Annotated in this window: 15 protein-coding genes and 1 pseudogene; 5 read left to right on the top strand and 11 right to left on the bottom strand. The window is 63.2% G+C overall.

Translation table 11 applies throughout. The annotated features are described in order from the left end of the window. Nucleotides 1–16 precede the first annotated feature (16 nt). Nucleotides 17–1,243: an ATP-grasp domain-containing protein gene (locus JVH1_RS14110; RefSeq protein ID WP_009477507.1), complete on the top strand. Its 1,227-nt coding sequence runs from the start codon at nt 17–19 to the stop codon at nt 1,241–1,243. Here the strand turns inward: JVH1_RS14110 and JVH1_RS14105 are convergent. From JVH1_RS14105 to JVH1_RS14080, 6 genes and pseudogenes are all read right to left on the bottom strand, one after another. Continuing rightward, nucleotides 1,198–1,455, bottom strand: a pseudogene (locus tag JVH1_RS14105) (transposase); the annotation flags it as partial. The gene JVH1_RS14110 and the pseudogene JVH1_RS14105 sit on opposite strands and share 46 nt — an antisense overlap. A 326-nt stretch (nt 1,456–1,781) precedes the next feature. After that, the gene (locus JVH1_RS14100; protein WP_009477508.1) at nt 1,782–3,041 is read right to left on the bottom strand and encodes an acetyl-CoA carboxylase biotin carboxylase subunit family protein; all 1,260 of its coding nucleotides are present in this window, start codon (nt 3,039–3,041) and stop codon (nt 1,782–1,784) included. Nucleotides 3,042–3,165: 124 nt separating this feature from the next. After that, nucleotides 3,166–3,984, bottom strand: a complete 819-nt coding sequence (locus JVH1_RS14095; protein WP_005262186.1) for an aminotransferase class IV — start codon at nt 3,982–3,984, stop codon at nt 3,166–3,168. 37 nt (nt 3,985–4,021) lie between these two features. Next, a complete protein-coding gene (locus JVH1_RS14090; protein WP_009477510.1) occupies nt 4,022–4,948 on the bottom strand; it encodes a hypothetical protein in 927 nt (308 codons plus the stop codon). Beyond that, nucleotides 4,914–8,354, bottom strand: coding sequence for an ATP-binding cassette domain-containing protein (locus JVH1_RS14085; RefSeq protein ID WP_043780754.1), 3,441 nt, complete (start codon nt 8,352–8,354; stop codon nt 4,914–4,916). Before JVH1_RS14085 ends, JVH1_RS14090 begins: the two co-directional genes overlap by 35 nt. Then, nucleotides 8,348–9,400 carry a cupin domain-containing protein gene (locus JVH1_RS14080; RefSeq protein ID WP_009477512.1) on the bottom strand — a complete coding sequence of 351 codons (1,053 nt, stop codon included), beginning with the start codon at nt 9,398–9,400 and terminating at the stop codon, nt 8,348–8,350. The genes JVH1_RS14085 and JVH1_RS14080 overlap by 7 nt, the downstream gene beginning before the upstream one ends. Before the next feature lie 217 nt (nt 9,401–9,617). Between JVH1_RS14080 and JVH1_RS14075 the strand changes: the two genes are divergently transcribed. Then, nucleotides 9,618–10,874 (top strand): hypothetical protein, encoded by a 1,257-nt coding sequence (locus tag JVH1_RS14075; protein WP_043780756.1) that lies wholly within the window; start codon nt 9,618–9,620, stop codon nt 10,872–10,874. A 65-nt stretch (nt 10,875–10,939) separates the two neighbouring features. On the opposite strand, the gene JVH1_RS14070 is transcribed toward JVH1_RS14075, so the two are convergent. Next, on the bottom strand, nt 10,940–11,158 hold the full coding sequence (locus JVH1_RS14070; RefSeq protein WP_237724173.1) for a hypothetical protein: 219 nt from the start codon (nt 11,156–11,158) through the stop codon (nt 10,940–10,942). Between the two features lie 12 nt (nt 11,159–11,170). Here JVH1_RS14070 and JVH1_RS14065 point away from each other — a divergent pair, with 12 nt between their 5' ends. After that, complete coding sequence (locus JVH1_RS14065; protein WP_237735242.1) at nt 11,171–11,872, top strand: methyltransferase; 702 nt, start codon at nt 11,171–11,173, stop codon at nt 11,870–11,872. Nucleotide 11,873: 1 nt separating this feature from the next. Here JVH1_RS14065 and JVH1_RS14060 read toward each other — a convergent pair whose 3' ends face one another. Further along, nucleotides 11,874–12,752 (bottom strand): A/G-specific adenine glycosylase, encoded by an 879-nt coding sequence (locus JVH1_RS14060; RefSeq protein WP_009477515.1) that lies wholly within the window; start codon nt 12,750–12,752, stop codon nt 11,874–11,876. Nucleotides 12,753–12,852: 100 nt separating this feature from the next. Between JVH1_RS14060 and JVH1_RS14055 the strand changes: the two genes are divergently transcribed. Then, a complete protein-coding gene (locus JVH1_RS14055; protein WP_005244926.1) occupies nt 12,853–13,479 on the top strand; it encodes a carbonic anhydrase in 627 nt (208 codons plus the stop codon). A 59-nt stretch (nt 13,480–13,538) separates the two neighbouring features. Continuing rightward, nucleotides 13,539–14,303, top strand: coding sequence for a hypothetical protein (locus JVH1_RS14050; protein ID WP_009477517.1), 765 nt, complete (start codon nt 13,539–13,541; stop codon nt 14,301–14,303). Here the strand turns inward: JVH1_RS14050 and JVH1_RS14045 are convergent. Genes JVH1_RS14045 through JVH1_RS14035 form a run of 3 tightly spaced genes read right to left on the bottom strand, consistent with a single transcriptional unit; the run spans nt 14,296 to nt 18,164 of the window. Then, on the bottom strand, nt 14,296–15,258 hold the full coding sequence (locus JVH1_RS14045) for an asparaginase (RefSeq protein ID WP_009477518.1): 963 nt from the start codon (nt 15,256–15,258) through the stop codon (nt 14,296–14,298). The two genes, JVH1_RS14050 and JVH1_RS14045, sit on opposite strands and share 8 nt — an antisense overlap. A gap of 15 nt (nt 15,259–15,273) precedes the next feature. Next, the gene (locus JVH1_RS14040) at nt 15,274–16,719 is read right to left on the bottom strand and encodes an amino acid permease (protein ID WP_009477519.1); all 1,446 of its coding nucleotides are present in this window, start codon (nt 16,717–16,719) and stop codon (nt 15,274–15,276) included. Continuing rightward, nucleotides 16,716–18,164 carry an aspartate ammonia-lyase gene (locus JVH1_RS14035; RefSeq protein ID WP_009477520.1) on the bottom strand — a complete coding sequence of 483 codons (1,449 nt, stop codon included), beginning with the start codon at nt 18,162–18,164 and terminating at the stop codon, nt 16,716–16,718. Before JVH1_RS14035 ends, JVH1_RS14040 begins: the two co-directional genes overlap by 4 nt. Nucleotides 18,165–18,205 lie beyond the last annotated feature (41 nt).

Genomic DNA, 18,205 nt, shown 5'->3' with positions numbered 1-18,205 from the left:
GAGGAGCTGGGTCGGCATGGCTCACATTTTGATCGTCGGCGGACATGACGAGACTTTCCGAAGGATCGAAGATCTACCGGTCGAGCTGTCTGTGTTTCAGAATTCCGAATCGGTCACCGCGCGGCAGGCCAGGCGTGCCCACCGGCTGTGCGTATTCGACTACCGCAACCAGGCAGAGGCGCTCAGCATGGCGCAGGAGCTGCACGAGGTTGAACCCGTCGATGCCGTCGTGTCATTCACCGAGCACGGCCTCATGCCGGCCGCCGTGATCAAAGAGGCATTGGGCATCAAGGGCAATGCGCGGGAAGCCGTCCGGTTGACCCGCGACAAGATCGCCATGCGCGAGCACCTGGCCGGCCGTGATCTCGGAGCTGTGCTGACCCGAAGCTGCGATTCGGCCTCCGAGGTACGGAGCTTTCTTCGGTCAGTGGGCGGCCCGATCATAGTCAAGCCGGCTGAAGGCGCCGGCAGCTCCGGTGTTTTTCGCGTCTCCAGCCTTGACCAGGTCGAATCCGCATTCGCCTGCTCTCGCGGCGAGTACCCCGGGCCGACCCTCGTCGAAGAGTTCATCGACGGCCCCGAATACAGCGTCGAATCCTTCACCACGGATGGCCGGCACGACGTCATCGCGGTGACCGCAAAAACCACCACCGGCCCGCCACGGTATATCGAAACCGGTCATCTGATGCCGGCCGCGCTCGCGGCATCGGCCCTTGCCGAGCTCCGCCGTCTCGTCACCGATTTCCTCAGTTCGATCGGTCATTCCTTCGGGCCGGCTCATACCGAAGTGCGTATCGGTTCGGCCGGGCCCCGGATCATCGAGGGCAATACCCGTCCTGGAGGCGATTTCATTTGGGAGCTGGTGCACCGTGCGATGGGTCGCGATCTGGTCCGGGAGTCGATCTGTCATCTTGCCGGGCTGCCGCCGCAATCGCGAGCACCCGGGCGCGGTGCAGGCTGCGTCGCATTCTTTGGTTACGAGAATGTGGTGATCGAACGCGTGCAGGGCATCGAAGCCGCGCGTCAGGTCGAGGGGGTCATCCGGTTGCAGTGTTCTCTCGAACCAGGGCAACACCTCGGTCCGCTCCGGTCCTCTGCGGATCGTCAAGGTGTCATAGTCGCGGTCGGCACTGATCTCGTGGACGCCGAGCGCCGGTTGGCTGAGGCGCAGGCTCGGATTCGGGTGGAGACGAGCGTCTACGTAGATCTCGTACTATCTGCCACTGGTGTGGCTGATGGTTGAGATGTACGTGTGTCACGGCTACCCGCATCACCGTGTGGTGGTGTGGGTTGGACCGTGTCCCACACCGACGCTTCGGGTGCAGGAACATGCTGTTTCGGAGTCACCCCCGCCCGCGGCGTTGTGGTGCGGAGGCTGCGGCGGACCCGGCGATGCCGCGGCCGAGGTGGTGTCGGGCTGGTCTTGTCCCGGGACTTGCGCACCGGACCCTGCTTCTCGCGGCTCGGATCGCGATCATCCGCAGACACAATACATCTCATCTAAAGCGGGTCTCCCGCAGCAGCTTTCCTGATCGGCCGACGACCCTGGTGCCCTGCCGAGCCCGACACCCCGCAATGCAGCTTCCACCATCTCCGCCGTCGCTGCCGCACCTTCCGGCGGCGACCTGCGTACCCCAATGACCGACAACCCACGTATTTCGCAGCGTCACCAATTCGCGGTGAACAGACGAATACGAGAATCTGATAGATAGCTTTAGATAAATTGACAACAGCTGACAGCCCTCTCCCGCACTGACCGGGCAGATTCACGTTCTGTCCGGTCAGCCAGGTGTGGGGCATTGCGTGGGCTGCTCAATCGGTACGACTTGCACGGTCGTCAGGATTTCGCGAATGAGTGAGGTCACTTCAGAGGTCGACCGGCCGGCGACGATGCCGCTGACGGGCAATTCGAAATCGAAATAGCTTACGGTCTTCGGAAGAGAAGCGCCCGTCTCCAGTTCCTTCCATCGAACAACGTCTGGGTGGGCCTGAAACCGTTCCCCACCCGATATCGCGCAGTACCGCGACGGAAGCAGGTGACCCGGGAACATGAAATCCCCGTAGACCGTACTGCTCGCCGTACTTTCGAACCACCGTTTCAGTGGATTGATTTCGAGAGGTGACCAATCGAGGTTGCAGGCCAAACCGGCCGCGACCAAGTCGATGCCTGTGGCAAGCCGGAATGTCTCCTTGATATGTCCGCCGCCAGGGCGGGCGCCGACCTCCAGGAAAACCATTCCATCTGCGGCCTCGATCAGTTCGAGATGGAATGGGCCATTGTCGATACCCACGGCCCGAAGGTACTCGACCGCTACCTTGCAACGCCCACCGTCGTCGTCGACTTGAATCGATCCCTGCGGAACTCCCTGGGCAAACTCGAGGCAAGTGCCCAGATATCTGCTGGCGACGATCGCCACCGGCGCACCGGCAAGCATCAGGCCATCGAAGTGGAAGATCGGCCCCTCCACATATTCTTCGAGCTGGAAGCGTTCCGGATCCCAGTCCTCCAGACCCGTAGGGTGGTTGAGAATCGCAGTGCCGGCGTCAGCGTAGGTGGCGAAAACGAAAACATCCTTGCTGGCGGTTCCATCGAGTGGTTTGAGCACCGTCTTCCCAGCCCAGGGAGTGACATCGGCGGAGGAAGCGGTGAGCGCCTCATCGCAGCGAACAAATCTGGGCACGCGAAGTCCGCATCCTGCGACTGCGGCTTTCATCGCTACCTTGTCGTTCACGATGTGGACCTGCTCCGGTGATACTCCTTCTACTCCGAGGCTCCGTCTTATCTGCGCTGCCTCCATCATCTCGTACTGGGAGACGCTGATGACTCGGTCGAAGGCGTCGTCGGGGGAGAACAGGGTGCGAACTTCCTCGGCCAGACCTGCTCGACCCGGGCGTTCAACCCTCGTGCAAGGAAGGTCGGGCGGCACGGTCGCAAGTTGCGCGCTCGAGCCCACGTAGACGACATCGTGAATTCCATGATCGATTACACGATGGTACTCGATGAAGGAATACGGAACGCGATGGAGAATGAGCAGTTTCATTCAGAAGACCCCACTGGATGGAATATCGTTCGGCGAAATGGACTTCACCTTCCAGTACTATCCCGGGCCGACGGCCGTGAAGCTAGGAACCCTGGGGGGAAGGATGACCCACCTTGCTTGGTCGTCATCGGATCGCGGACCGGCCGTTGGTCAAGTGCCGATACTCGGTTGCTATCGCATCGACCACTGCGGACTTCGCATACCGGATCTCGTCGATGCCGGAAACCTCCATGATTTCGATCGCAGTCCCGCACAGAAATGCGGCGTCGAACGATCCGATCTCGCCGTAGGCGATGTCGCGTTCCGTTACCGAGAGCTTCAGTCGCGGACACAGCTCATCGATTATCACCCTTCGGGTAATCCCGTCGAGGGCCAATTCGGCAGTCGGCGTGAACAATGCGTTTCCCTTGACGAAGAACACGTTCGAGCCGCTCGACTCGCACACAGCGTCGGCTGTCGAGAGGAAGAGCACATCATCGTAACCGTCGGCCCGCCCGCGGTGGCTCAAGTAGCTCAACGCATAGGTAGACGACGTTTTCGCCTGATACGGGTGGCACGAGGCGGGTGCACGCCGCCACGTTGCCGTCGAGAGCCGATATTGCTCCGCGGCCGAATTCGAAGGAAAGGGCAGGGCAAACAGGACCACCTTGCTGGAAGAGCCCTGCGCCTTGAAACTCACATCGGTGTCGTCATAGAAGACCAAGCACTTGATGTACGCATCGGCCAGATCATTGGCCCTCACCAATTCGTGGCAAGCGTCGGCCAAGTCCGCATTCGAATAGTGCACGGTGTGCCCGAACAACTCGGCGGACCGCCGCAACCTCGCTATGTGGTCGTCGCATTTGAAGATGCTGCCGCCGTACGTGCGGATACCGTCGAACACCGACGTGGCATACGACAACCCATGGGTGGCAGGTGACAGGATCACCTCGTCGAATCGCACGCATCTTCCATCTGCCCAGGCTATTTCGCTGATCATCTCAGTCTCCATGTCGCGATCTCGCGTAGTCCTGCATCGCCTGTGTACGCTGTGTGTTGACCGGAATTAGCCAGTTGTCCAGGTCGACAATGTGAATTGCGCCCACCCGGACTTTCGCGTCGATGGCGCCTCGGCCGAGACAGATGTCCGCGAAACCCAGCCGATCCGCGAAACGATACATTTGGTAGTAGTCGGCGATATACAGATTCAACCCACGCGGAATTCGGTCATGGTCCAGTCCCCGAACGAGTTTCGTAAACACGCCACGGTGATCGTCGGCGTAGCTCAGTGATCCGGCCAACGGAGTATTCGAATACTTGTCGTAGTCCAGCTTCACGAAGTATTTCTCACCTTCGGACGAGCGTGCCAGCATACGCAGCACATCGCTCGTATAGAGGTTCTTGGCGTGTCCGTACTTGGCCACATTCAAGGCCTGAAGGCAGGCGAAATTGCGCAGGACCCGATTGTCTTCTGCCACGTCCGAGAGACGGTGTATCTCGGTTGTGCACGCCGCCTCGGCCTTCCTCGTGAGCCTGACGATTGATTTGTATTGGCTGGCTCCTACCGCGGTTCGCAGGGCGAGGTCCACACTTCGCGAAGACCGGAAGAATGCCGCCTTCATGAATGGAACTGCAATGACGTCGGCGCGCCGACGGCGATCGGATCTGCGAAGGGAAGGGACCAACAACCAGTCGGCGGTTGACGCCAGGCTCGACAACTCCGCCAATGTCCGATCGTCGGGCTCGTCGCACACGGGCATGTAGAAGTATCCGGGTGCGACGTACGCTCGCTCGTGATGCAGGGCGTCATTGCTCCTCACGCTGCCCTGGAGTACCGCGTTCCAGTGCGCGATGTTCCTCAGCGGAAGTTGTGGCCGTGGAACGTTGTGACTGTTACAGAACGCATCGCGTTGGGGCAGCCATTCCATGGTCTTCCTCCTGTCCATTCCAGTTCCGATCGGCTGTCGTGTGCGACTGGCCAGAATCCTCGAGGAGGCGTCGCTGGCCGTTGAAGTGGAAGACTCGGTTGGCAAGTTCGGTCAGCCCGGGATTGTGCGTGATGATGAAGAAGAGCGTGTCCGGCAAGGCAGAGATCACGGCCTGCAATATCGAGAGCTCCGCTGTTGTACTCAACTCGGAAGTCGCTTCGTCGAGAATTGCGACCGCCGGGCGATTGATCAACAGGTCGAGGAGCGCCAGCCGCTGCAGTTCCGTCTTGCTCAGATTCAACTGACCGGTGGCAGGGACGGGCTCGTCGAATCCGGACGGTAGTCGCCCGACGACGTCTGCCACGTCGAGATAGTCGACGAAGCGAGCCAATTCGAGCGGTAACGGGCTGTTGAAGTGTTCGATCAATCTGCCCGGCTTGAAGATCGGACTCGACGTCAGGAGGAGGATGTCTTCGGTGTGGGAATTCGAGACGTATCCCGTCGTCCGGCCCAATGTCGAGAGGACGCCTGTTGTCGGCTGCAGACTGCCCACAACCAACTTCGCAAATGTCGACTTACCGACCCCGCTCGGGCCCATGACGACCACGACGTCTCGGCTGGCAAAGGACTCGGAAAGCTCTTCCAGTAGCACCGCCCCGGTGTGCGGCGCGACGTACGTTACCTCCGAAAACGATACGAGCGCTGCGTCTTCAACTGCTGAGCCGGTCCAGCACTGCGCCGGGCCGGTCGGAGGCGTGAGGAGACGATCCGCGCTGTCGAGAACCTGTCTGAGGTCCACCAGGCAACGGCCCACTCGGGCGAAGACAGCGATGAGGCTGTACGAGAGACTGAGCGCGAGAACACCGCTGAGGCCGGATCCGCCGCCGGCCTGGACAAACACGGTTGAACCGACGACGACCGACAGGAAGAGCACACCCATCAAATCGAGCTTGTAATTGAACCAGCGGCGCGCGCCCGCATTGTCCATCGAAGCGAAGGCGCGATTCATCAAACTCTTGTTCAGCCAATTGACGAGGGCCGAGTTGTCGCGTGCCAAGTCGAATCTCGCTGAGCTCCAGGTAATGGCCTCGACCCGCTCCAACACGGTCGACGTCGTACCGATCTCTCTATCGTTGAAGTCCTGCAGTCGCCTTCCCGATCGCTTCGAACTGTGCCAGTAGGCGAAGCACATCCCGACAAGGGGCAGCAGGACGAAAATGTTCTTGCTCAATACGAACGCGGCGGTCGTGAGCAGCAACGTAACCGCACCCAGCGTATTCAGAAGTACTTCTGGCAGAAGTTCGTCGATACGTCGTTGATCCCAAGTCAGTTTGCTCTGATAGTCCTGATCGACCTCGTCGAAGGCCGGCCTGGGCTTTGGACTCATGACGGTCGAGAAGTAATTCCGACATTTGCGGGATGCCGCCACGATGCTGCGTTTGACTATGAACAGGGAGGTGAAAATCGACAGGAGGGCCCCGGCGGACAGTGCGGCGATGAGGGTTGTCGCTGCTGTCCGCGCATTCGTGGTCGAAATTCCGCTGGCAGCTGTGTAGTCACCGACAATCGTCAGAACGTCGCGGCACGCAAACAGGACGCATGCGACAACCGCGACCTTCGCGACGCCCAGGCTCATCAGACTGCGGCGTGACGAAGTCGAGAATTCCGCTCGGTCCACGCCCTGGGGACGGCGAGCGACCGACCGATCCTCTCGAGCGAGAAGCCTTTTGCGTTCTCGAGCGGGATTCGCCGCACGTGGTGTGAGGTTTCGCATCACCTCCACGACTTCGCCTCCGGCCACTAGCCATATCTCGTCTGCAGCATCTTTTTCATCGGGCTTGTCCGTTGCATAAATGACCGTGGTGTCGTGCCACGGCCCGCGCAGAAGGGAGGCCAACAGCCCATTCGCCAGGTCGTCGTCCAGCCCTGCTGTGGGCTGATCCAGGTAAACGAACTTCGGTTCGGCCAGTATTGCCCGTGCCAGTTCCAGCCGCTTCCCCTGCCCGCGGGACACGTTCCAGCCCTCGGTCCGGTCGCGTGACTTGCTCGAGAGGTAGTCGCCGTAGAAGGTTCCGGGAAGTCGGGACAGTGCCAAGGCTCGACGGGCCTCGTCGTCGGTGAATTCGCTTCGATAGAGACACAAATTCTCGTAGAGCCCGCCAGGGAATATCCACGGTTCATCCGGTACGAAGAACGTTTTGCTGTTCACCTGGCTGCTGTGGCGTGCACCGATTTTCAGAACGGACGTCTTGCCACTGCCTGCGGCGCCGACAACGGCGATGTGCTTCGCCGTTGTTGCCGGTAGGCGCGTTGCGGTCGCATCGGTGTCCAGCGAGTGCGGACTGGATAGATACTTCGCAACGTTGGTGTGCCCGACAATGCCCTGGGACAGACTCTGAACAATGAAGGGGATATTGTTGGCGACGGATTTCAAGCCTCCGACCAGCGCCATTGTGGACAACAGGCCTGCTGGATCGACGTAACCAACGTGGGCCAGCTGGGTAAACACCGCGGCAAGCATGGCAACGATCGGAGTGAGTGTCGATATGAGGTTGATCCGCGCGATGAGACGCGCCGCTTTCAGGAGCGCGCGCTCCTCGCCATCTCGCTTGTCGGCATAGCGCCGAAAGAGTTCGTCGTTCCAGTTCTTGAGCCACGCGAGCAGGCGATTGTTCAGCGAAAACAGGCCGACTTCGATGCGATCTGCCGCCGTCGCCGACAGTGCAGCGTGCGCGGCATTCAATTGTTTGGCGTTCCAGTAGATCACCGCGGAACTGACGAGAATCACCGACAGTGCCGCCAGAGCGCTCAGTCCCAACGCCACGAAGAAGTACGCGGAGGTAAAGGTGATGGTTGCGAGTGCCAGGATGATGAAAATGAGTCCCGACCAAGCATTTTCGACGCGTGCTGCCTCCCGGTCCAGAAGGGTGACCAGGTCGGCCGGTTGGTCGGAAGGGGCAATGCTGCGTTTCTTGTGCAGCAGCCTTTGTTCGATGTATGTCCGGGCTCCGATGCCTACCACGTCGGCTTGCATGAAGGTGTGATTCAATGCAAGCCACGCCAAGTAGGTCAGCACGATGCAGGTGATACCAAGCGTGAGGTTCGTCGTGAGTGCTGAATCGCCGGTGACGAGGTGCTGGATCAGCGATTTCAGCGTGATCGCAGCACCGAAGGCGCACCCTGCATTGACCGCGATGGCCACGAGCCCGAGCATGATGTCACGACGAAGTCCGCCGAAGACGGATCTGCTCAGTCGCTCGCCTCGGAGCGCGTTCACGCTGTCCCGCTGCGCCGCGTCACACCACCGCTGCCATCTGGCAAGGTGGGAGGCGTTGGGCACAGGGTCGAGTCGAGTTCGGGGTTTGGGAACCTCGAACCAGACGACTTTCCTGAGGACGCTCAGCATGTGGAGTACGTGGGGACCGCCGTGTCGGCCAGGGCGATCGACGCGATTCTGTCGCACAATTGCGTGATCATCTTCCATCCCTCGGCGAGTGCTTCGCGGAGTTCTCGAATCTCGGCCGGCGTTGCGCGATCGAGCAGATCGATCCCCATACTCACGTGCTGGCCGTCGTCTTCTCCGTGTTCTTGGAAGTGCGGAATTGCCGGAAACGCTCGCGCCGCTTCCCGGTGCCAGATTTCGCCGCTACCTTCAAGCACCACATGCATCAGCAGAGTGCGCACCATGTCGCTCCGGTACAGCATTTGATGCCTGAACCACTCCATTGTCGATACGAACGTCTCATCGGTGACCGGCGCGTGCGCTGATCCCCGTTGGTTGCGCAGGTTGTCGTTATGGCCCAGTTCCTCGACCAGATGGTCGAGCGCCACCTGCTTGTGCGCCGTATCGGTGGTCATCGCGACACGCAGGTGCAGCAGGTCCTGAAACACGTCCGACCACGTCTGCTGGCAGTCGAGCAGCCGTTCCCGAACGTGGGGGTCGTCGAACGAGGGGTCATCGATCAGCCGCAACAGGCTGCTGGTACCAAATTGCTGCAGGTACTTCTCGTTGTCCGCCAGGAGCACAGCCGCCCGATTCGGTACCTCGCCTGCAAACACCGCGTTGGGCTTCGCGGCGTCCTCGTAGAGTGCCTTGCCGTTGAACTGGATCGAGAGCGCCCAGAAACCGTCCCGGGTTCCTTCGAAGCCGTGCCAGGAGTCGCCGGGGACGAGGATCATGTCTCCCGCACCGACCTCCTGCTCAGCACTGCCCATCGTTCGTCCGGAACCCTCGCAGATCAGGATCAGACTGGGCTCCGGGTGCTTGTGCACCGCCAGCACCTCACCGCACTCCAACCTGACCCAGCTGATCGCCAAATTGCTGGAAGCAGGAATGAATTGCGCCAACTGAGGGTGTTGGCTGAATATCTTGACGACACCCAGGTTGTGGACACTCCCGCCGACAACGGCTTCGTTGATCGTCTCGAGTGCGCTTCTGGCGATTATGTGCATAGATTTCTTCCTTCTGTGGGATCGACCTGCCTCGAGTTCTGTATCGCTCCCAATCCTGGGCACGTGCCTGCGGGCGGAACAGGCACCCCAGGGTTGAAAACCTCACCCCCCCAGCGGAAAGGGTGTCGAGAAGTCTCCCTAGGGTGTCTATCCGCATTCGCCACGCGTCGTCGAAGCTAGCTGAACACCGCAGTACGGATGAGAGGCGAGTTTCGCATTGATTTCCGAAACGCTGCTCGAAGCCGAGCAGAAATTTGTTCGTTCCGGCGTGATCGGCGTCGGAGGCGCGTGCCTTCAGGCTGCTGAAGCGACGACCGATGAATTGTCTGGACGCAATATCGAGAATGCGCTCCGACAATGGGAGGCGGGACACGCGGAGTTTCCCCATGCGGCTGTCGCGGCCCATTATCAGACGGTCGGGCGTAACGGGGTCCGGCCCCACCTGGTCGCCATGCTGCAAAACTTCCATGACAACAACCGTGCGCATCATGTTCTCGGTGCCTGGCTACCGATGACGTTCGATGCTCAGAATGGCGACTATCTGTCATATGTCGGGCTCGACTATTTCGACCAGGTCGTCCGGTCCGATGACGCGCAGCGCGTGGACGCATTCGTTGCTGCCGCGGCCATGGACCTCGCGTTGTTGGAGGCGCGAGCACTCGGGAGGTCGGCACACGCCCCCCAGGTGGTCCGGACGCGCGCAGTGACACGGGTCGTGACCCAACTCGACAGGCTCGCACCCGATTTCTCGCTCGATCCTTCCGTCGCTGCGGCCGGTCTTGCGGCGCTGGCTCAGCCGGGCGCCGACTACAGTTCGTTTGCTTCACACGCCGCGCCGGCGCTGAACGGTGTCCCCGAAGAGATCGGAAGTGCAGTTCGGCTGACGTTGTTGCCGACGACGCGCCTGCACGACGAGCAGATGTTCATCCGCTGCATCCAGATCTTCGAAGGTCTGTATCGGCAAGTCGCGACAGCGATTTCGATGGCGATCCGTGACCTGGGTCATGGTCTGGCCGCAGTGGCAAAGAGTCGCCTCGACCGGGCGTCGATCCGCCTCGAAGCGGTGCCTGCGCTCTTCCGGGTTCTCACGACGATGCCGGTTGACGCCTTCTCGATTATTCGCGGCTTCACCCATGGGCGGAGCGCGGTGCAGTCGCGCGCGTTTCGTGAAGTGGAGTTCGCCTGCGCTCCACTCGATCCCCGTGACTTCGAGCATATTGGGAAGATCGATGTCGGGGACACTACGTTGCAGGACGTGTATCTCTCGATGCGGAAGACGCATCCGGATGCACACGTTCTCGAGGAGGCGATGCGGCGCCTGGACCGTGCGTGGGTTGCGATGAAGCGCGGCCACTGGGGCATCACCCTGAAAGTCATCGGAACGGTACCTGGCACCGGCGGTACGGCAGGCGCGTCATATTTGAAAGATGCTGCGATGATGTCACTCTTCCCGCGGCTGTCCGAGGTGGCGTGAACATGAGCGATGTCAACCACCGAGTGAGAAAGCAAATCATGGGATACATCGTGTCCCAATCTATTTCAGCCGTCTGCGAACTGGGTGTGCCCGACCGATTGGCGGACGGTGCGTGCTTGCTCGGCGATCTCGCGGCGAGCGTGGGCGCCGACGCCGACGCACTCGGTCGATTCCTGCGGGTCCTCGTCGCGGAAGGCTTGTTTGCGGAAGTCGGTGGAGGGCGATTTGCGTTGACGGAGGCCGGTGAGCTTCTGCGGGCAGACGCTCCGGGCTCGCTTCGTCACTTGGTCGGCTTGATGTCGAACGAGGCCTACCTCGTGTGGGGGCACGCAGCGCATTCGATCCGGACGGGGAAGGAGTCGTTTTCAACGGCGTTCGGAAACCCGTACTTCGAATGGTTGTCCGAGAATCCGTCGGCAGCCGATGAGTTCGCACGGGGCCAAGCAGGGCTGGTCGAGTTGCGTTTGCTGCCTTTGCTCGACCACGACTGGTCTGACGTGGGAACGGTCGTCGACGTCGGTGGCGGGACCGGCGCGCTGATCACCCGGTTGCTCGATCGGCACTCGCATCTACGCGGAGTTTTGTTCGATCTGCCTCATGTGGTCGCGGAAGCGCCGTCGACGTTTGGTTCGGCGGGCATCGGTGAACGAACGACAGTCGTGGGCGGAAGCTTCTTCGACGACGTCCCAGGCGATGGTGACGTGTACGTGCTGTCTCAGATTCTCCACGACTGGGATGACGCGTCCGCCGGCAAGATCCTCGGCAGTTGCCGGCAAGCGATCCCGCCAGGTGGACGATTGATGATTGTCGAGCAGGTCCTGCCGGAATCGGCGACAACCCACCCCATGGCTCTGCTGGATCTCCACATGCTGGTTCTCCTGGGAGGTCGCGAGCGCACGATCACCGAATGGCGCCGACTGTTGACCGACCACGGATTCACGCTGGATTCGATCACGCAAGGTCCCCGGTCATCCGTCATCGAAGCGGTTCCGGTGTGAGCTAGCTGCCCTCGCCCGCGAGGGCGAAGAGTCCGTCGTCGGTCTGTTCGACGAGGCCGTCGATCAGCAGGGAGTGGAGGGCGCGGTCGCGTTGGCCCGGATCGCCCGGCCACACCTGGTCGAGCCGCACGCGTTCGACCGGGGAGGAGCTCTCACGGAGTACGGCCATGAGCTTGCCGCGCACCTGACGGTCGGTTCCGGCGAATTTCTGGACCTTCCGGCGCTCACCGGTGTGCGCGGGACGTCCGGCATCCACCCAGGCGCAGCTGGGGAGCGGGCAGCGGGCGCATTCGGGGGAGCGTGCGGTGCACACGGTGGCCCCGAGTTCCATCAGGGCCGCGGAGAACGTGGCGGCCCGCGCGCGGGTGCGGGGGAGCAGCGCGGACACGTCGGCGAGGTCACGCGTCGTCGACGGATTTCCCGGCTCGGCGCTTCCGTGCACGGCCCTGGCCACCACTCGCCGGACGTTCGTGTCGACGACGGGGACCCGCTGTCCATAGGCGAAGCAGGCGACGGCGCGCGCAGTGTAGGCACCGATACCCGGCAGGCCGAGGAGAGTGTCGACGTCGCTCGGAACCACGTCGCCGTGTTCGGCGGCCAGCACGCCGGCGCACTCGTGGAGCCTCAGCGCGCGACGCGGGTAGCCCAGCTTGCCCCATGCGCGCAGTACGTCGGCCTGGCTCGACGCGGCCATGCGGGACGGGACGGGCCAGCGCCGCACCCATTCCTCCCAGATCGGGGCCACTCGGACGACGGGCGTCTGCTGCAGCATGATCTCGCTCATCAGGATGTGCCAGGCGGTGACGCCGTCGCGGCGCCACGGCAAAGCCCGGGCCTGTACGTCGTACCAGTTGATCAGCGCGGCGGAGTCAACGGCCACTTCGTCCTCACAAGTCCCTTCGTTCACGGGGGAAACAGATTTTCCGCGGTTGTCACATTCCCGTCGCGACGGTGCGTCACGCCCGGTGCACAATGATCCCATGCCTAATTCCAACCCCGTGTCCGCGTGGAAGGCCCTGCGTCAGGGTAACGACAGATTCGTGAGCGGTACCTCGCTCCATCCCAGCCAGGGCATCGCCGATCGCGCGAAGCTCGTCGGCGGCCAGCACCCCACGGCCGTCCTGTTCGGATGCGGAGACTCCCGCGTCGCCGCCGAGATCATCTTCGACCAGGGTCTGGGCGACATGTTCGTCGTCCGCACCGCCGGTCACGTGATCGACGACGCCGTGCTCGGGTCCATCGAGTACGCCGTCGGCGTGCTGAACGTGCCGCTCATCGTCGTGCTCGGTCACGACAGCTGCGGGGCCGTCAAGGCGACGCTCGACGCCCTCGACGACGGCAACGTGCCGCCCGGATTCATCCGCAGCATCGTGGAACGGGTCGCGCCGTCGATCCTCATGGGACGCCGCGAGGGCCTCAGCACCGTCGACGAACTCGAGGGCCGCCACGTGGTGGAGACCGGTGCCCTGCTCATGCAGCGGTCGCGCATCATCGCGGAGAAGGTGGAGAGCGGCGCGTGCGCCATCGCGGGTGTCACCTACAAGCTGTCCGACGGCCGCACCCACCTGCAGGGCGCTGTCGGTGACATCGGTGAGCTCACGGACTGACCGCGACACGCCGCACCCGCTGAGCCGTTGCCGCGCGACGCCGAACTACCGTTGACGTCGTGCTGGAACCGAATGGACCGTTGCCCCCCGAGATTTACTGGCGCCGCAGGGCGCTGGCGATCGGCGGCGCCATCGTCGTGTTGCTGCTCGTGGTGTGGTTGATCAACTCACTTCGTGGTGGCGGTGACTCCGAGACGGATCCGGCGGCAGCGAGTTCCTCGTTGACCACTCCTGTGTCGATTTCCCCGACAGCCTCGGGTTCGTCCACGTCCAGTGGCGGATCGGGCGGTTCCGGTGGCGGCGGGGGTGGCGCCGCTGCCGCCGGCGGGGAGGCCGCCTCGGGCACGTCCGGTTCGTCCGGGGCGTCGAGCAGCGGTGCCTCGAGCAGCGCTGCTCCGAGCGGTCAGCCGGTCGCGGCGGGACAGTGCCCGGACCAGTCGCTGGCCATCAAGGTGGCCGCCGACAAGCCGACGTACCTGGCAGGTGAGGAGCCGAGCTTCACCACGGTCGTCACCAACATCGGTACCACACCGTGCGAACGTGATCTGGGCAGCAGCCTCCAGCAGGTGCTCGTCTACACGATCGACGGTGCCGTGCGGCTGTGGTCCAACATCGACTGCTTCCCGCAGTCCGCAGCCGACGTGCGGACCCTCGCGCCCGGCGAGCAGGCTCAGTTCACCGTGAAGTGGTCGGCCAAGACGTCCGCTCCCGACTGCCTGACGCAACCGGAACCCCAGCGCGATCCGGTGGGGCCCGGTGCGTACACCGTGGTCGGCCAGCTCGGTCAGCTCCGCAGCGCGCCGGAGCCGTTCAACCTCAGCTGATCCTCGGTGCGGGGTCGATGCGTGAGCGTCGATCGAATTCCTTGTCGAGGTCGGTGTGCTCGGGGTCGGCGAGCAGCGCCGCGAGGAGGATGCGGGCCTGACCTGCTCTGAGGTCGGTGGAGAACAGTGCACCCGCCGAGACGAGGTCGTGCCCGCCGCCCCCACCGCCGTACGTGGCGGAGGTCGGGCCGTTCGGCACCCGGGTGGTGACCACGACCGGGATCCCGGCGGACGCGCAGTCCCGCACCGCCTCGACGATCGCCGGGTTCGCATTTCCGGATCCGAGCCCGTCGAGCACCAGCCCCTGGGCCCCGGCGGCCCGGCACGCGTCGATCTGGACGCGGTCGGCCCCCGGATAGGCGGCGACGATGTCGACGCGGGTTCCGGAGATCGGATGCCACGGCAGTGGATCGAGACGTCGGCGCGGGGTGACACCGGCGGGGTGGACGGATCGGAACGCGTCGAGTGACGTCGTGTCGACCTTCCGCGTACCCGACGCCGGGTGCAGGGCGCCTCCGAACGCGATGAGCACACCTGCTCCGCGCAGAGCGGGGTCCGATCCCGCGGCGACCGCGTCGGCCAGATTGGTCTGGGCATCGGATTCCGGGTGGTCGAACGTGCGTTGCGCACCCGTGAACACCACCGGCCGCGGGTCGGCGTGGTGGAGGTCGACCAGGAATGCCGTCTCCTCCATGGTGTCGGTTCCGTGGAGCACGACTACCGCGTCGAGATCGGGATCGCGAAGTTCCGCGGTGACGGCGTCGCGCACCCGGTCCATATCGGCGAACGTGATGCTCGAACTGTCCTTCGACATCACGTCGACGACACGGAGTTCCGTCCCGGTCCACGCATTGCCCAGCAGGTCCGGGCCTGCGACCACCGGCCTGCTGACACCCTGCCCGTCCCGCATGCTGGCGATGGTGCCTCCGGTGGTGACGATGGCGACTTTCGGCACTGTTGTCCTCTCTCGCTATCCGGTCGGGCGGTTCGAGGCCAGGCTGCGGATGCGGTTCCGCGCGCCGAACCAGCCGATCACCAACAGTGGGGCGATGATCGCGATGGACCCGACGGTCCAGGTTCCGACGGGGTGATCGAACGCCATCAGTATGACGACGCATCCGAGGAAGGCCAGCGTCAGGAGCCCGGTGTAGGGGGCGCCGAACATCCGGAAACCGGGCCGGGTGAGTTTCCCTTCTTTGGCGAATTTCCACAGTTTCAGCTGGCACAGCACGATCACGGCCCAAGCGCTGATGATCCCGAGCGCGGCGAGGTTCAGCACGATCTCGAACGCCTGCGCGGGGACGACGGCGTTGAGTCCGACGCCGAGCAGGATGACGAATCCGGTGAGGGCGATGCCGCCATAAGGCACTCCGGATTTGTTCATCCGGGCGGCGAACGAGGGCGCCGATCCGGCCATGGCCATGGAGTGCAGTATTCGGCCGGTGGAGTACAGGCCCGCATTGAGTGAGGAGAGCGCGGCCGTGAGCACCACGAGGTTCATGATCGCGTCGGCGCCCTGCACGTTGATGGAGCCGAAGAACGTGACGAACGGGCTCTCGCCGGCGTGGTACTCGGTGTAGGGGAGCAGCAGCGACAGCAGCAGGACGGACCCGACGTAGAAGACCAGGATCCGGATGATGACCGTGTTGATCGCCTTGGGGATGACCTTCTGTGGGTTCTTCGTCTCGCCCGCAGTGGTTCCCACGAGTTCGATCGAGGCGTAGGCGAAGACGACGCCCTGGATCACCACGACGGCGGGCAGGATTCCGTTGGGGAAGAGTCCGCCGTTGTCGGTGATCATGCTGAAGCCCGACGAATGTCCTTCGATCGGCGTTCCGAACAATACGAAGTAGATGCCGAAGCCGAGGAACGCGGCGAGGGCGACGACCTTGATGAGGGCGAACCAGAACTCCAGTTCACCGAACACTTTGACGGAGACGAGATTCAGTCCGAGGACCAGTACGACTGCGGCGAGGGCGAAGACCCATTGGTCGACGTTCCCGAGCGGTGCCCAGTACTTCTTGAAGAAGTTCATGTACAGCGCGACGGCGGTGACGTCGACGACGGCCGTCATCGCCCAGTTCATCCAGTACAGCCAGCCTGCGGCGAAGGCCATCTTCTCGCCGAAGAATTCGCGCGAGTACGACACGAACGACCCGGAGGTGGGTCGGTGCATCACGAGTTCGCCCAGGGCCCGCAGGATCAGGAATGCGAAGAACCCGCAGAGGGCGTAGACGAGCACGAGTGCGGGGCCGGCTTGCTGGAGGCGCCCGCCCGCGCCCATGAACAGGCCGGTGCCGATCGCTCCGCCGATCGCGATCATCTGGATCTGTCTGGGGCCGAGCGCTTTCCGGTAGCCGAGGTCTTCCTCGACGAAGATGTCTGCGCCGGAGGTGTCGTCCTTCTCGATCGTCACGAGACCACCTCCGCGGCAGCGGCGACGGGTGTCTGCCGTGGCGAACCGGACGCTCTCAAGTTGGCGAGGTGCTCGGGGCTGAGGAGGCGGTCGAGTTCCTCGCGGTCGAGCAGACCCGCCTCGATCACGAGGTCGGCGACCCTGCGGCCGGAGACCAGCGCTTCCTGCGCGATCCGAGTCGAGGCGGTGTAGCCGATGTACGGGTTGAGCGCGGTGACGAGTCCGATGGAGTCCTCGACCCGGGCACGCAGCAGATCGGTGTTGGCCGTGATGCCGAGTACGCAGCGGTCCGCCAGGATCCGGCAGGCGGCGCCGAGGTGGCGCATCCCCTCGGACAGGGAGTGCACGATGATCGGCTCGAACGCATTGAGCTGGAGCTGCCCGGATTCGGCGGCCATCGTGATGGTGACGTCGTTGCCGATGACCTCGTAGGCCACCTGGTTGAGGACTTCCGGGATCACCGGATTGACCTTGCCGGGCATGATCGACGAACCGGCCTGTACCGGTGGGAGATTGATCTCGTTCAGGCCCGCGCGCGGCCCCGACGACAGCAGGCGGAGGTCGTTGCACACCTTCGACAACTTGACCGCGATCCGCTTGAGCACGCCCGAGAGGTGGACGAACTGACCGACGTCCTGGGTTGCCTCGACCAGGTCTGTGGCCAGGACGAGGGGGAATCCGGTGAGTTCCCGCAGCGTGTCGCAGGCTGCCTCGGCGTAGCCGGCGGGGGCGTTCAGGCCCGTGCCGATCGCGGTGGCGCCGAGGTTGATCTCGTGGACGAGGAGAGCGGCCTCGTCGAGGCGGGTGCGGTCCTCGTCGATCATCACCGAGTAGGTGGCGAATTCCTGGCCGAGTGTCATCGGCACCGCGTCCTGGAGTTGGGTGCGCCCCATCTTCACGGTGTCGGTGAACTCGACCGCCTTGGTCGCGAAGGCCTCCTGCAGGACGCGCATCGCGTCCAGCAGGTCGTCGATCGCGAAGATCGTCGCGATGTTGACCGCGGTGGGGTAGACGTCGTTGGTCGACTGGCTGAGGTTCACGTGCTCGTTGGGATGGAGCTCCGCGTACTCCCCGCGCCCGTGTCCGAGGATCTCGAGTGCCCGGTTGGCGATCACCTCGTTGGCGTTCATGTTCGTCGACGTCCCGGCGCCGCCCTGGATGACGTCGACGACGAACTGCTCGTGCCAGCGGCCGTCGACGATCTCCCGGCACGCCTGCCCGATGGCGTCGGCCCGGCGGTGGTCGAGGATCCCGAGTTTCTCGTTGGCGGTTGCCGCGGCCCATTTGACGTAGGCGAGCCCGCGGATCAGATACGGGTTGGTGGAGATCGGCCGGCCGGTGATGGGGAAGTTCTCCACGGCCCGCAGCGTGTGGATTCCCCAGTAGGAATCCGCAGGCACTTGGCGGTCGCCGAGCAGATCGTGTTCTGTTCGCGTTTCGAGCACTTGATCATTCCTCACGGGGATTCGCGCGAGCTGCTGCTCTG

This window comes from Rhodococcus sp. JVH1 (assembly GCF_000280725.2).
Classification (GTDB): Bacteria; Actinomycetota; Actinomycetes; order Mycobacteriales; family Mycobacteriaceae; genus Rhodococcus_F; species Rhodococcus_F jostii_A.
The sequence above is the reverse complement of the archived record's forward strand: the minus strand, read 5'-3'. Positions and strand labels throughout refer to the sequence as shown.